The organism is Sporolactobacillus sp. THM19-2, from assembly GCF_004153195.1.
Lineage (GTDB): Bacteria > Bacillota > Bacilli > Bacillales > Sporolactobacillaceae > Sporolactobacillus.
Genome location: NZ_SEMC01000008.1, coordinates 35,739 through 50,058, shown reverse-complemented (window position 1 = coordinate 50,058; position 14,320 = coordinate 35,739). Strand labels below are relative to the sequence as shown.

At 44.4% G+C, this 14,320-nt stretch carries 14 protein-coding genes; 10 read left to right on the top strand and 4 right to left on the bottom strand.

Going from position 1 to position 14,320, the window contains the following annotated elements:
* The first annotated feature begins 93 nt into the window (after positions 1–93).
* The 4 genes from EWH91_RS08245 (at position 94) to dat (ending at position 2,630) form a co-directional block, all read left to right on the top strand.
* Entirely contained in the window at positions 94–213 is a 120-nt protein-coding gene (locus EWH91_RS08245) for an FbpB family small basic protein (RefSeq protein ID WP_129929564.1), read from the top strand.
* A gap of 133 nt (positions 214–346) precedes the next feature.
* Positions 347–868, top strand: coding sequence for a GrpB family protein (locus EWH91_RS08240; RefSeq protein WP_129929563.1), 522 nt, complete (start codon positions 347–349; stop codon positions 866–868).
* A gap of 27 nt (positions 869–895) precedes the next feature.
* Positions 896–1,648 (top strand): SGNH/GDSL hydrolase family protein, encoded by a 753-nt coding sequence (locus EWH91_RS08235; RefSeq protein ID WP_240697303.1) that lies wholly within the window; start codon positions 896–898, stop codon positions 1,646–1,648.
* 127 nt (positions 1,649–1,775) lie between these two features.
* On the top strand, positions 1,776–2,630 hold the full coding sequence (dat, locus tag EWH91_RS08230) for a D-amino-acid transaminase (protein WP_129929562.1): 855 nt from the start codon (positions 1,776–1,778) through the stop codon (positions 2,628–2,630).
* 77 nt (positions 2,631–2,707) lie between these two features.
* Here dat and zwf read toward each other — a convergent pair whose 3' ends face one another.
* A complete protein-coding gene (gene zwf, locus EWH91_RS08225) occupies positions 2,708–4,174 on the bottom strand; it encodes a glucose-6-phosphate dehydrogenase (protein ID WP_129929620.1) in 1,467 nt (488 codons plus the stop codon).
* 352 nt (positions 4,175–4,526) lie between these two features.
* On the opposite strand from zwf, the gene cshA reads away from it, so the two are divergent.
* Entirely contained in the window at positions 4,527–5,978 is a 1,452-nt protein-coding gene (gene cshA, locus EWH91_RS08220) for a degradosome RNA helicase CshA (protein WP_129929561.1), read from the top strand.
* Positions 5,979–6,249: 271 nt separating this feature from the next.
* Complete coding sequence (locus EWH91_RS08215) at positions 6,250–6,477, top strand: IDEAL domain-containing protein (RefSeq protein ID WP_129929560.1); 228 nt, start codon at positions 6,250–6,252, stop codon at positions 6,475–6,477.
* Between the two features lie 178 nt (positions 6,478–6,655).
* Here EWH91_RS08215 and EWH91_RS08210 read toward each other — a convergent pair whose 3' ends face one another.
* A complete protein-coding gene (locus tag EWH91_RS08210; protein WP_129929559.1) occupies positions 6,656–7,564 on the bottom strand; it encodes a DMT family transporter in 909 nt (302 codons plus the stop codon).
* Positions 7,561–7,983: a reverse transcriptase-like protein gene (locus tag EWH91_RS08205; RefSeq protein WP_129929558.1), complete on the bottom strand. Its 423-nt coding sequence runs from the start codon at positions 7,981–7,983 to the stop codon at positions 7,561–7,563. The genes EWH91_RS08210 and EWH91_RS08205 overlap by 4 nt, the downstream gene beginning before the upstream one ends.
* A 168-nt stretch (positions 7,984–8,151) precedes the next feature.
* Here EWH91_RS08205 and EWH91_RS08200 point away from each other — a divergent pair, with 168 nt between their 5' ends.
* The 3 genes from EWH91_RS08200 to EWH91_RS08190 all read left to right on the top strand — a co-directional run bounded on the left by EWH91_RS08200 (position 8,152) and on the right by EWH91_RS08190 (position 11,793).
* Positions 8,152–9,843 (top strand): formate--tetrahydrofolate ligase, encoded by a 1,692-nt coding sequence (locus EWH91_RS08200; protein WP_129929557.1) that lies wholly within the window; start codon positions 8,152–8,154, stop codon positions 9,841–9,843.
* Positions 9,844–10,429: 586 nt separating this feature from the next.
* On the top strand, positions 10,430–10,663 hold the full coding sequence (locus tag EWH91_RS08195) for a DUF2164 family protein (protein ID WP_129929556.1): 234 nt from the start codon (positions 10,430–10,432) through the stop codon (positions 10,661–10,663).
* A 266-nt stretch (positions 10,664–10,929) separates the two neighbouring features.
* Positions 10,930–11,793 (top strand): VIT1/CCC1 transporter family protein, encoded by an 864-nt coding sequence (locus EWH91_RS08190; protein ID WP_129929555.1) that lies wholly within the window; start codon positions 10,930–10,932, stop codon positions 11,791–11,793.
* Positions 11,794–11,814: 21 nt separating this feature from the next.
* Here EWH91_RS08190 and EWH91_RS08185 read toward each other — a convergent pair whose 3' ends face one another.
* A complete protein-coding gene (locus EWH91_RS08185) occupies positions 11,815–13,092 on the bottom strand; it encodes a BaiN/RdsA family NAD(P)/FAD-dependent oxidoreductase (RefSeq protein ID WP_256359833.1) in 1,278 nt (425 codons plus the stop codon).
* 255 nt (positions 13,093–13,347) lie between these two features.
* On the opposite strand from EWH91_RS08185, the gene trhO reads away from it, so the two are divergent.
* On the top strand, positions 13,348–14,292 hold the full coding sequence (gene trhO, locus EWH91_RS08180; protein ID WP_129929554.1) for an oxygen-dependent tRNA uridine(34) hydroxylase TrhO: 945 nt from the start codon (positions 13,348–13,350) through the stop codon (positions 14,290–14,292).
* Positions 14,293–14,320: the final 28 nt, after the last annotated feature.

Here is a 14,320-nt window from a genome sequence, read left to right as displayed (position 1 = left end):
GGAATAACATAATATAATGAAAAATTCACACAATATCAGATGATGACGTGTAATAGCTTACAATATGTGTAGAGCCAGGAAGGCGGTGATTTCATGAGGAAAAAATATACCTACAAGGAACTGGTTTTGAAGAACAAATCAGAAATTCTTCAAAATGAAAAAGCCCTCGAAAAAATTGAGGATAAAATAGTTCAAAGGCGTACAGTGAAATAAAAGACTTGTTCAGGCAGCGGAATATCCCGCTGCTTTTTTACTGACTTATTTCTCTGCCCGATACCCTGTGATAAACTGGTAACAATGCGAATTCTGTGATAAATTTGTTGATAAAAGTCGGAGGCGGTGAAATATGGTGAGACATGTTGTCGTAACTCCCTATCAGGAAACCTGGGAACAAGCGTACAGACATGAGTCTTCCAGACTGTTACATCATGTCAATACCCTCCTGCAATCGGTTTATCATGTCGGGAGCACATCGATACCCGGGATGGCTGCTAAACCGACGATAGATATATTGGCGGAAACCTTGTCCATTCAGGAGGTTGATTCATGGAATCAGACATTTGAAAAGCTGGGCTATCAACCACTGGGTGAGAACGGTATTAAGGGCAGACGTTATTTCTGTAAGGAGGATGCGGAGGGAAACCACTTAGTTCATCTTCATATTTTTGAAAAAGATTCCGAAGAAGTAATCAGACATCTCGCTTTTCGTGATTATCTCAGGACGCACAGTGAGGATGCCGATTTTTACAGCGGGTTAAAATTACAGTTGGCTGAAGCCTTTCCTTATGATGCTGAAAGTTATCAGTACGGGAAAAGTGCGGCAGTTAAGAAAATTGAAGAGCGTGCACTGGACTGGTGGTATGCATAAATCAAGTGTAGATGGAGAGGGTACCGGATGAAAAGAATGAAAAGAACGATAATCATTTTATTTATTCTTCTGGTACTCGTTGCTGCCGTTTTTGGTCTTTATCACCTGTTGTCAAGGGACAGAGAAGAAAAACCGGTGACTTATTCTTATCAGATCACTGCTCTTGGAGACTCACTGACAGAAGGTGTTGGTGATGAAAAAAATAAGGGCTATGTCGGGAGGACGGTACAGTCTTTAAAAAAGCAAAAACAGGTACGTCAGGTCTCTTTTAAAGATTTCGGTCATCGCGGAGATACGTCGAGAGATCTCATTATCGTACTGAATAAACCGGAAGTCAGAGAATCTATTAAACAATCAAATACCATATTCCTGACGATCGGCGGTAATGATATCGTTCGGGTCCTGAGAGAACATTTTATGGATCTGTCAACCGCAGACTTCGAAAAACAGCAGAAGATTTTTGGTAAAAATTTAAATATCATTTTTTCAGAACTTCGGAAAATTAATCCTGAAGCACATATTTATTTTTTGGGCCTTTATAATCCATTTGAAGAATATTTGGGCGATGCAAACCGGGATTTTGTTCCCCTTCTGAACAAATGGAATGAGGGAAGCAAATCCATCGCGGAGAAATATCGGAATATTACCTTCATACCCACTTCGGATATTTTTCGGGGATCCGGAGATTCATTACTTTATGAAGATCATTTTCATCCCAATAACTCAGGTTATCAGAAAATGTCCCGGAGGCTTTTGTATGCCATAGACAAAAGAAGATAAGCATGTACACGTTGCCGGCCGCAGGATGACGGTTTTCAAATCAGATTTGTCTGTCTGGAAAATAAAGAATATGCTAAAATGATCTGTATGAAACGCTTGATTTTCGTCTGACAGGGAGGAATATAATTTGTCATTCATTTTATATCAGAATCAATTGTTGCCAAGAGAAAAGGGTAAAGTGGACATGGAGGACAGGGGCTATCAATTTGGGGACGGCATTTATGAGGCAATAAGAGTGTACTCCGGACAAATGTTCCTTTTAGAAGGACATATGAAGAGGCTGGTACGCAGTGCACGGGAACTCAGGATTAAATTACCCTGCAGTATAGAAAATTTAACTGATAACCTGAAGCAGCTGATTAAGCGTAATGCAATTGGCGATGGAATGGTCTATTTTCAGATAACGAGGGGAGCTGCTCCGCGCAAACATTATTTTCCGGATGGCGTTTCCCCAGTACTGACAGGGTCAGCAACCCTCTTTCCCCGTGATAAACACAGAGAGGAAGGAATAAAAGTTGTTCTGGCGGAAGACATTCGCTGGCTGCGTTGTGATATAAAAACCCTGAATCTGCTGGGCAACGTTCTGGCTAAACAAAAGGCGCATGAAAATGGGGCGGAAGAAGCAATTCAGCACCGTGGAGATATAGTAACTGAAGGGGCATCAAGTAACGTTTTTATCGTCCGGGGCGGGAAGCTGATCACTCATCCTGCAGATCATTATATATTGAATGGCATCACCAGACTTTTCGTTCTTGATCTTGCCTCAAAACTCAATATTCCTGTTGTTGAACGTACGTTTACTCTTGAGGAACTGTTTGCTGCTGATGAGGCCTTTATCACCAGTACAGGGAACGAAGTCAAACCGGTTACTCAAATTGATGATCACCCGGTGTCGGACGGAAAAGCTGGAGAGATCACATTAAAGCTGGCAGAGGCTTTTGATCGTGCGGTGAACCGTGTGAAAGGGGCAACATTATCCTGATGAAGAAGGAGAATACAAAACAGGTCCGGTGATTCATTATTTACTCACCGGACCTGTTTTATTTTTTAGAAATGAACTTATTCCATACGTGTCAAAGGCCACCATCGAAATCCATCTTTTGCTAAAAGCTTGTCGGATGATTTCGGCCCCATCGTCCCTGCTTCATAGTAGTCCAGAGGGACGCTGTTCCAGGTAGCGACGATGGAGTCTGTCAGTGCCCAGGAGTAGGCCACTTCATCCCAGCGTGTAAAATTGGTCGAATCGCCTTTAAGACAATCAGAAAGAAGACGTTCATAAGCATCAGGCACGACGTTCTTACTTTTTCCTGTGCGGCTGAAATTCATCGATACAGGAGAAGTTTCTCCGTCATCACTGAACTGCTTGACATTGAGCTTCAATGAGAGCCCGGCATCCGGTTGAATATGAATGACAAGAAGATTGGGACCGATATGGGTAAACTTATGAAAGTAAGGGTTGTTTGGTATATCCTTGAATTCGATCACGACTTCCGTGCATTTCGTTGCCATGCGCTTTCCCGTCCGGATATAGAAGGGGACACCTGTCCACCGATAATTATCAATAAAAAAGCGTGCAGCCACGAAGGTCTCGGTATCAGATGTTTCATTGATGTTATTTTCTTCATGATAACCGCTTATACGTGTTCCGTCAGGCATGACTCCGGCTTTATACTGGGCACGAACAATCTTATCAGCGATATTGTCGCGTGACATCGGACGTATGGACTTCAGTACTTTAACCTTCTCCTGACGTATATCTTCCGGATCAAACTGGCTCGGCGGTTCCATCGCTGTCAGCGTCAGAAGCTGCATAATATGATTTTGAACCATATCAAGAAGGGCACCCGTCTGGTCGTAGTAATTCGCGCGATCGCCGACGCCGAGAGTTTCACTGAGTGTGATCTGTACGTTTGCGATACTGCGGTGATTCCATACGGATTCAAAAACCGGATTAGCAAAGCGGAGGGCTTCGATATTCTGAACCATTTCTTTCCCGAGATAATGATCAATTCGATAAATTTCCGATTCATCAAAAACCTTCAGTAATTCACTGTTCAGCTGACGTGCGGAAGCCAGATTATTTCCAAAAGGTTTCTCGATCACAAGTCGTTTCCATCCGTCTGTTTCAGTCAGACCGGATTTTTTTAAATGAATCGTTGCCGTTCCGAAAAAACGCGGGGCAAGCGATAAATAAAAGATACGGTTGCCCTTCAGGTGATATTGTGAATCAATCTGATCGCTGATATTTTTCAGTAATACAAAATGATTTGGGTTACCAATATCCAGTGGCTGATAATAAAAGCGTTTAAGAAAGCGTCTCCGTTGATCAGCTGACGGGTTCAGTGTACGATCAATCATGCTGCGATAAGATTCATGTGTATGTTGTCGTCTTGCCATCCCGATCACGGCAAATTTATAGTCTTTCCTGAATAATTCATACAGAGCCGGATAAAGTTTTCTCCTTGCCAGATCTCCTGTGGCTCCGAACATAAAAATAAGGACGGGCCCCCGTGTTGCCTCAACCATCATCTGTGTCCCTCGTTCCTCTTTCTGTCTATCCAAATGTTATCACATTTATTCATTAATGTGCCACACTTAAATATACCATTTATGAATAGATAGTTAAATCTTTTGTTTCATGACAAAAATAAAAGCATGGAAAATATTTCAGCAGAGATAGGATGAATCCGTTGCATTTCATTTGGGTAAATGTTATTGTGAATTTATGTGCTTAGGCAATCATAAGGATGGAAGAGGTCAACACTTGAAAACAAAGGTGATTTCTACTCGATGTTTCGCAGGCATTTTCCGTCCGGTGCGGGGAATGCCTGATCATTTGAATAAAAACCGAACGTAAAAAAGGAGACTGTACTATTTAATGAAATTCTCAGAACTTGATGTAAGTGAAGAAATAAAGAGAGCAACCGCCAGAATGGGGTTTACCGATCTGACTCCGATTCAGGAACAGGCAATTCCCGTAGCGAAAACAGGAGCTGATTTAATTGGCCAGGCTCAGACAGGAACCGGCAAGACTACTGCTTTCGGTATTCCGCTGATCGAGGCAGCAGATCCGGCCGATCGCGAGATACAGGGCGTTGTTATTACGCCGACAAGGGAACTGGCGATACAGAATGCACAAGAACTAAATGCACTCGGGTTTTACAAAAAAGTCCGAACGGTAGCCGTTTACGGAGGACAGGATATCCAGCGGCAGATCCGTGATTTGAAGAGGCATCCCAGTATTATTTCTGCAACTCCCGGACGTCTTCTCGATCATATTAAGCGGCGCACCATCCGACTCAATGCGATCAAAACGATTGTTCTCGATGAAGCCGATGAAATGCTGAACATGGGATTTATTGACGATATTCATGAAATTCTGGAAAATACCCCGCAGGAACGTCAAACACTTCTCTTTTCAGCAACCATGCCTGGACCCATTCAGCATCTTGCAGAAAAATTCATGAAAAATCCCCACATGATCCGAATCAAGGCAAAAACGCTGACCGTTTCCCTGATTGATCAAATATACGTCAGAATCAGAGAATCAGAAAAGTTTGATGCTTTAACACGTTTTCTTGATATTCAGACACCAGAACGCGCTATTGTGTTCGGCAGAACGAAAAGGCGTGTAGATGAGTTAATGAGAGCATTGCAGCGCAGAGGATATGAGGCTGAGGGTATTCATGGGGATCTTACTCAGTCCAGACGTGACATGGTACTTCGCCGTTTTAAACAGAATGAAGTCAAATTGCTGGTTGCTACTGATGTCGCAGCCCGTGGGCTGGACATCAGCAATGTCACACATGTTTATAACTTTGATTTACCTCAGGACCCGGAAAGCTATGTACACCGTATCGGGCGTACCGGCCGTGCAGGAAAATCAGGAATGGCGGTTACTTTTGTGACACCGAGTGAAATGTCGCATCTTCGTGCCATCGAGCGCCTGACAAAACAGCCAATGAAACAGGTGAAAGCTCCCACCTATGAAGAGGCACTGGCCGGACAGCAGCAGGTGGCCGTGGATACATTAAAGGAATCTCTGGAAAAAGAAAATTATCATGGATATAAGAATAAGGCAGAACAGCTTCTTTCCGACAATGACGCTGCCAATGTTGTAGCGGCCGCTCTTAAAGTTCTGACTAAGGAGCCCGATCAAACGCCGGTCCGCCTGACACGCGAGTCACCCCTGATGGTTAAGCGGGGTGGCAGGAGATCATCGCATCACAGAAGTTCAGGACGCGAAAAAAATTATTATTCAAAATCACGTGATAAAAGGCATTACGGCAGTTACAGAGGCAGAGGAAGGCAGAAATCACAGCACTATTGATTTCCGGCTTCTGCCGTAAACAAATAGAGACACAGAACTCCTTAGCTGGAAGTTAATCCTGCTGAAGGAGTTTTTTGTACTTAAAGAAAGGTTCAGAAGAGCCCACACCTGCGGTTTATCAATCGCCGGATTTTCTTAACATTCCAGTCATCTGGTATAATTTTGCAAATCATAATTATTGGAAAAGTTGAAAGAAAATAAATAAAAATGGTTGTAACTTTCAGAAAAGTATTGTAGAATGTTAAAAAGTGCAAAGGGGGGGCAATTAAAGATGAACAATGATCACTCGTTACAGCAAAATACAAAGGCTCTTGTTCTCTATAAAGAACAAAAGGCGAAGGTCTCGGTTATCGAAATGTATGCCCAAATGGTCCTGGATGAAATGGAATTTAATCAGAGAGTGAAGCTATTGAAGGCGAAGATAGATGCAAGCCTGGATTCCGGGGACAAAGCACTGTTTATGAAATTGACAGATGAATACAGGGAACTGTTACGCTGACACTTTACTTTCTATAGATACCGATTTTTAATTGGCTGCAGGAGTCAGGGCACGTCAAGGGAAAAAGGATCCTTAAAGGGATCCTTTTTTCGTACTCTAAGAATCACTTTTTTTGCGGAAGGTTCAGCAAAACTTGCCAACTGGCAAGTCTTTCTTCATCAGTCTGTATGGCCTACTGTTACTGTTCTGTCCGCTTTTTTCCTGATGGCCATTCGGCAAACAGCATACCGATTAAAATAAGCGTGCAACCAATCAGTTCCGTTTTTCCAAGTATGACATGCTGAATAATCACGGATGTCCAGGCGGCAAAAACGGGTTCCATGATAAAAATCAGACCGACATGAGTAGCCGGTGTGACTTTTTGCAAATCTGTCTGAAAAAGATAAGCAAATGCGGTGGCGAACACGCCCATAAAAAGGATAACTGCAACAATATCAGGCTCCAGAAGGGCGGATATATCTAAAATCCTCAGCCCGTCAGTTGGAAGACCAAAGGCAAAACTGTAAAGAGCGACCGCTGTCAGCTGAATGATTGTCAGGGAAAGACTGTTATATTTTTCCGTTACCCTGGCTGTAAAGATGATATGCAGGGCGAAGGCGGCGGCGCAGACAAGCACAATCAGGTCTCCGCGATTGATGACGAACTGCCCTTTTGTAGTCAGAAAGAACAGACCTGCGGCAGCCAGCAGAATTCCAGCGAGAGCAGCTTTACCTGGTGTTCTTTTTAGTATGAATATAGAAAAAAGCGGTACAAGGACCACACTCAACCCTGTGATAAATGCGGCGTTCGAAGCTGACGTGTATAACAGGCCGACAGTCTGACAGATATATCCGATAAACAGAAAAGTACCAAGCAGCAATCCTGAACCGATCAGCCGTACGCTTTTGCGGGCGGAGACCGGCCTCCATCCTCTGAAACACATCTTCCAGCAGGTCAGTATGATGGCTGCCGTCAGAAAACGCCAGGCGTTGAATTGCAGGGGCGTGAGCTTGTCCAGCACATTTTGAACGATAATAAATGTAGTACCCCATACAAATGTAACAGCCAGCAGTCCGGCGTCAGCTGCAAGAGAACGTTTCAGATTCATATCTGATCCCCCTCACTTAATTGTATCCGCTGTTCTCTGATTGCCTGACGTGCCAGTTGATCGGCATTGCGGTTTTTCTCGTCAGGGATCCACTTACAGAAGAACAGATCGAAATGTTGAATCAGATCCATTGCCTGTTCCAGATAGCCCGCAAAAATGCTATTTTTTACGTGTCTGATCTCAATAGCGTGATCAACCAGCTGTGAATCGGTACGAAAAAAGGCCGACAGATATCCGTGTTCGTGGCAGAACTTCAGTGCGGCAACCATGGTTGCAAATTCAGCTTCGTGGTTACTGGAAAGGACGCCCAGGTGAACAGTCCTGCGGATTTCCCTTCCATCACCAAGGTTAATATATATTCCGCCACCGGCAATTCCGGGATTTCCGCCTGCTGCTCCATCGACAAATACCTCAATCAAACAACCGCACCTCTTCCAATATATTCAACCTGTTTTTTACAGCATACAACAAATTATAGCATTTAGCAGTTTTTTAATGAAGATATGGACTGATGGTTCAATGTGTTATGATTAAACTGGATAGAAAATGAAGTAAAAAAATTTTAGCGGATAGGTGATCAGCGAAAAATGGTTGAAGCAGAAAAAAAGGTGAAGTCTGATATCGAAATTGCTCAGGAAGCGACACTTGAGCCGATTGAACGCATTGCTTCAGAACTTGGGCTTGATGAGGAAGACTGGGAACCCTATGGTCGTTATAAGGCTAAAGTATCTGTACATGTCCAGAAGAAGTTACAGAGCAGGCCTGAAGGAAAGGTCATTCTTGTGACATCGATTAATCCAACACCTGCAGGTGAGGGAAAATCAACCGTTACGGTCGGACTTGGACAGGCATTAAATAAGATTGGCAAGAAGGCAGTGATTGCCCTGCGCGAACCTTCCCTCGGGCCAACAATGGGCCTGAAAGGCGGAGCTGCCGGCGGAGGTTACGCACAAGTTGTGCCAATGGAAGATATCAATCTGCATTTTACAGGGGACTTCCATGCTATCACTGCGGCACATAATGCGTTGGCTGCGTTTCTGGACAATCATATCCATCAGGGAAACGCACTGAATATTGATCCGGGAAGAATCATCTGGAAGAGAGTCGTGGATTTAAATGACCGCGCACTGCGGCATATCGTGATCGGTCTTGGCGGCCGGGCGAACGGCGTGCCGAGAGAAGATGGATTTGACATCACTGTTGCTTCTGAAATAATGGCCATTCTCTGCCTGTCAGAAAATCTGACAGATCTGAAAAACAGACTCAGTCAGATGCTGATCGCTTATACATATGACCGGCGTCCTGTATATGTTAAAGATTTAGCCGTGGAGGGTGCCCTGACTGTTCTGCTGAAAGATGCGATTCATCCGAATCTTGTACAGACCCTTGAGAACACTCCGGCTTTTGTTCACGGGGGACCGTTCGCTAATATTGCCCACGGATGCAACAGCGTTCTGGCAACGAAAATAGGGGCCAGACTGGGGGACTATCTTATCACTGAAGCCGGTTTCGGTGCGGATCTCGGGGCGGAAAAATTCCTTGATATTACAACCCGTGCCGGCCACATTAAACCCAGTGTTGTTGTTATCGTGGCGACAATCCGTGCGTTGAAAATGCATGGTGGCGCAGCAAAAGATGAATTGAAACATGAAAATCTGGATGCCTTATCAAAGGGTATGGAGAACCTGTCCAGACATATCGACACCATTAAAACGTTTGGTCTCCCATATGTTGTGGCCATTAATCATTTTATTTATGATACGGACCGGGAAGTCGCATTTGTGAAAGAATGGTGCCGGACGAACGGTCATCCGGTTGCACTTGCCCGGGTCTGGGAAGATGGTGGAAAGGGCGGGGAAGACCTCGCCCGGCTTGTCGTTCATACAATTGAAAAATCTGAGAATCATTTCAGTCCTATTTATGATCTGGATGATTCAATAGAAGAAAAAATCCATGCCGTTGTCACAAAAGTTTACGGTGGCAAAGACGTTGCTTTTTCACCCAAAGCACGCAGACAATTAAAGAAAATCAAGGAAAATGGATGGGATAAATTACCTGTCTGCATCGCCAAGACACAATATTCGCTGTCCGATAACCCGAAGCTGATTGGCAGGCCGAAAAATTTTACTATCCATGTGCGTGAGCTGAAACCTTCTCTGGGCGCCGGTTTTATTGTTGTGATGACCGGCAAGGTTCTGACTATGCCGGGTTTGCCGAAAAAGCCTGCTGCTCTGAATATGGATATCGATCGGGATGGCAAGATTGTTGGCCTGTTTTAATTGAAAAAATGATCAACGCCTCATTTCACAGTAAGAGGCGCTTTTTTATGTCAACCACCACGCCTGAAGGACGCGGCCTGTAAGCCGTAAAGCCTGACGGTTCCAAACCACAATTTATGTAGTGTGTAGATAGAGACAACTTGCCTGGCCAACCGAAATTGCAGGCCCGGCATCGCTGTCAGGTGTCTCTATATATTAGACGGAGAAATTCCGCTTAGCAAGTAATTAAGGATAATAAGGAGCTTCAATAGACGGAGGGATTCCGCCTATTAACTCAAAAACATGAAAAGGGGGGGATCTTTCATTGCCTAATCGGAAAACTTCCGCTTATGATACATTGAAACCAGTTTTATTCTGCATTTAAGTGGAAAATCTCTGCTTATTAAGCAAACGATTATATTTACATCCTGTCAATCGTCTGGTTCGTGCGGTGGCGCTATCCATTCTGAGCTAGGCGTCACTCATGACGGGCAGGATCAACACGTCGATTCAGGTTACGGCGCAACACTTCACGACTTTAAAACACCTGTGCACTTCTTTCTGAACCGAACAGATGTGCTTAATTGACAGCTATGGAGGTTGAATGATGGAGCTGCCCAAGAGACAGAAAGATGAAATGATCGAGAAGCTGAAATCCTGTTATTTTGATACGTATCATGAGGAGCTTGGCATCATAGGTGCTGAGAATCTGTATTCCTGTTTTATGGAGGCGTGTGCTCCATATATTTATAATCAGGCTTTGAAGGATGTTAAGAAAGTAACATCCCGGCAGTTTGTATCCCTTGAAGAAGAAATTGATGTTCTTGAGAAAAAACTATGAATAATGATAATGATAATTAAAATCATCTGAAGGTTAAAGACTGATAACACCTTTCATAGCAGTCTTTATCCCTCTTTTATTATTGTTATAAACAGATAATAATTATATTTGAAAGCTGATGATGAGCATGTTATGATTTGAATGTCTGAGGCGGGTACTTATGATTTTTAACTATATCTCGATGAGTCAGATGGTTGCTGTTGGAAGCAGCCATTTACTCTGTTTCCCGCCTATCATGAAGAGAGTAAAAGACAGGTGTGTAAAAGATGACAGTGAAGAGCAAACGACTTCTGTATTATCAAAGGCAAGTGTTATTACATTTATCACTTTTCCGTTACTGGGAAAAGCATCTGATTATCGAGCATAATCGAAAGACTTATGGGAAAATTGCTGTTGAGGAAGAACGCCTCGCCTCAGCCATTTGCCCGGATCACCCGAACATGGAAAACGTTAATCACTTCCGCTTTTTTGTAGCATTAAGCAAATTGCTCGGCTTTACCTTTGTGACACAACTGATGATGAAAGCGAAAAAGAAGCGTATTAAAAAACTTTCAGAATCCTCCATCGTTCCAGTAAAGTACATTCAACTTGCCAGAACCGTCTTTAAGCAGGAAAAGGATTTAATTGCTCAGTTGAGGGAACGCCGGCTTGATTTTGTCGGTGCGATTATTCTGGGAATGAATGATGCACTGGTTGAGATTACGGGCAGTGTGGCCGGTTTCACTCTATCGATGTCCAATACCAAAATCATCGCCGTTGCAGGACTGATCACCGGCGTTGCCGCCTCTTTGTCTATGGCAGCCAGTGAATTTATGGCTGAACGTTCAGAGGGAAATATGAAAAAGGCGGCCAGGGCAGCGATATATACCGGTGGGTCATATTTTCTGACTGTGGTATTACTGGTTTTGCCGTTCTTTATTCTGCCTGCCCAAAGCTATATACCCGCTCTGATACTGACGGTGATCATCGCGGTAGCGGTCATCTTTATTTTCAGCTTCTATATGTCAGTAGCCAAAGAGATCCGCTTCAGTCAGCGCTTCTGGGAAATGGTTATTGTCAGCCTTGGCGTTGCCGTGCTGACCTTTTTCATCGGATTTATTGTTAAAACGTATTTCGGCATCGCCGCGTGAGTACTGTTCGGAACCGTCAGGTCAGGATCTGACGGTTTCTGCATTCAATGCAGCTGATTTTCCTGCAGCGTGACCGGTAGCAAATGCCGCTGTGATATTGTACCCGCCGGTATATCCGTGGATATCCATAATTTCACCGCAGAAATAGAGTCCAGGCATGATTTTTGATTCCATGGTTTTCGGATTGATCTCTTTCAGAGATACTCCGCCACCTGTGATGAATGCTTTCTCGAGTGGCAGGGTGCCATTAACATGAACAGGGAATGCCTTCAGATATTTCACCAGTATCCGAACGCTTTCTGATTTCAGGTTGTGACCCGTCATCTCCTCCGAAAGTCCGGAGCGCTCACATAAGTAGAATAAATAACGTTCCGGAACCAGGCCTTTCCAGACCTTCTTTAACGCCCGGCCGGGGGTATCGCGGGATAATCGGATCAGTTTATGAAAGAGTTCATTTTCTTGAACATCAGGAAAGGTATCGATCGTTACCATGATTTCCGGTACTCTGTATTTTTTCAAAGCCTTCACGACAAACTGGCTGAGCCGAAGAATGGCAGGACCGGACAAACCGAAGTGGGTGAAGAGCATGTCCCACCGGTGCGTCTGTATCGGCTTTCCTTTCGGGGACAGAAGGGTAACGGCACAGTCACGCAGGGACAGCCCCTGAAGTCGCCGGGATTGAATAAAGGACTCAGTTGAAGTAAGAGGGACTTCTGTCGGATAAAGGTCAGTAATTGTGTGGCCGGCAGCTTTTGCCCAGGCATATCCGTCACCTGTCGAACCCGTCCGGGACACTGATTTGCCTCCAACCGCAACAACCACGCAGGATGCAGAAATTTTTCTGCCGGATACGGTTTTCACACCCCGGACTTTTTTACCAAACAGGACAGCCTGAACAGGTTCGCAGGTTTTTATTGTGACAGAAAGGCTGCGTACTTTTCTGACCAGCGCCTGAACAACAGACTGTGCACTGTCGGACACAGGAAATACCCTCCCATGATCCTCTTCTTTTAGACGAATGCCCAGATCTTCAAAAAAGCGTATGATGTCCCGATTACTAAAGGAGGCAAGGGCGCTGTATAAGAACCGGCCGTTTCCCGGTACATGCCTGATCAGCTCATCAATCGACATGGCATTCGTGACATTGCAGCGTCCACCGCCTGAGATACCCAGCTTACGTCCCAGTCTGTCTCCCTTATCCAGCAGACAGACTTTCGAACCATTTTCTGCTGCAGCGATGGATGCCATTAATCCGGCAGGTCCACCGCCTGCAACCAGTACATCAAAGTGTTCGACCACTGTTTTTCACCAGCCCGTTCATTGTTCTTTCAGCATAACCAATCAGGAAGAAAAAATAAAGTAAAACTTCAATCAGTGGGTTCATCATCCCCACTGATTGTTCGTTGAACCTGTCAAGCTCCTGTGGGATAAAGTCCGACCCTCTAAAGTGATATTTGTCACATTTGAAAAAATCTGATAGGATATGGTGTGAATCTTGTGTACGTTTTACGTTTCTGTCACTGTTTTCAGGCAATATTTTCAGAGGTGAAGATGATGGACAGTCAAAAAAAATACCGGGTTTTACTGTATTATAAATATGTGACGATTGATGATCCAGAAGCCTTCGCGAAGGAGCACCTGGCATTCTGTAAACAGCTGAATCTGAAGGGGCGGATTCTTGTCGCAAAAGAAGGGCTGAATGGCACACTTTCCGGAACGCGGGAAGAGACACAGATCTATATGGATACCCTTCATCATGATCCACGTTTCAGTGATATGGTGTTCAAGACAGACCAGGCAGACGGACATGCTTTTAAGAAAATGCATGTCCGTCCGCGTAAGGAGATCGTGGCCTTTAAGCTGAAACATGATATCGATCCCCATAAGCTGACCGGTAAGCATCTGAAACCAGCAGCGTTTTATCAGGCACTTCAGGATAAAAATACGATTGTGATTGATGCCAGGAACAACTATGAAACGCAGATTGGTCATTTCCGCAATGCGATTCTTCCGAAAGTCGAAACCTTCCGGGAACTTCCAAAATGGATTGAGCAGCATCTGTCTGAATATAAGGACAGGAAAGTATTGACCTACTGTACAGGGGGAATCCGCTGTGAAAAATTCAGTGGTTATCTCCTCAGAGCGGGTTTTAAGGACGTCAGCCAGCTGGATGGTGGTATTGTCGAATACGGTAAGGATCCTGAAGTCAGAGGAAAGCTGTATGATGGGAAGTGCTATGTCTTTGATCAGCGAATATCCGTACCCGTTAATCACACAAACGAAGATGTGATCGTGGGTCACTGCCACCATTGTGGCAAACCATGCGACCGGATTGTGAATTGCGCGAACCCGGAGTGCAATAAACAGTATATCTGCTGTGAGGCCTGTGAAGAAAAATATCACCGCTCCTGCTGCGACGCCTGCCGTCAGCATCCGAGAAATCGATACAATCTTCAACACGCAAAGACAGATGAACGGAAAACAGTTGATCTAAAGTAATTTCCAGGATTCTTTTTTCATCCGGTTT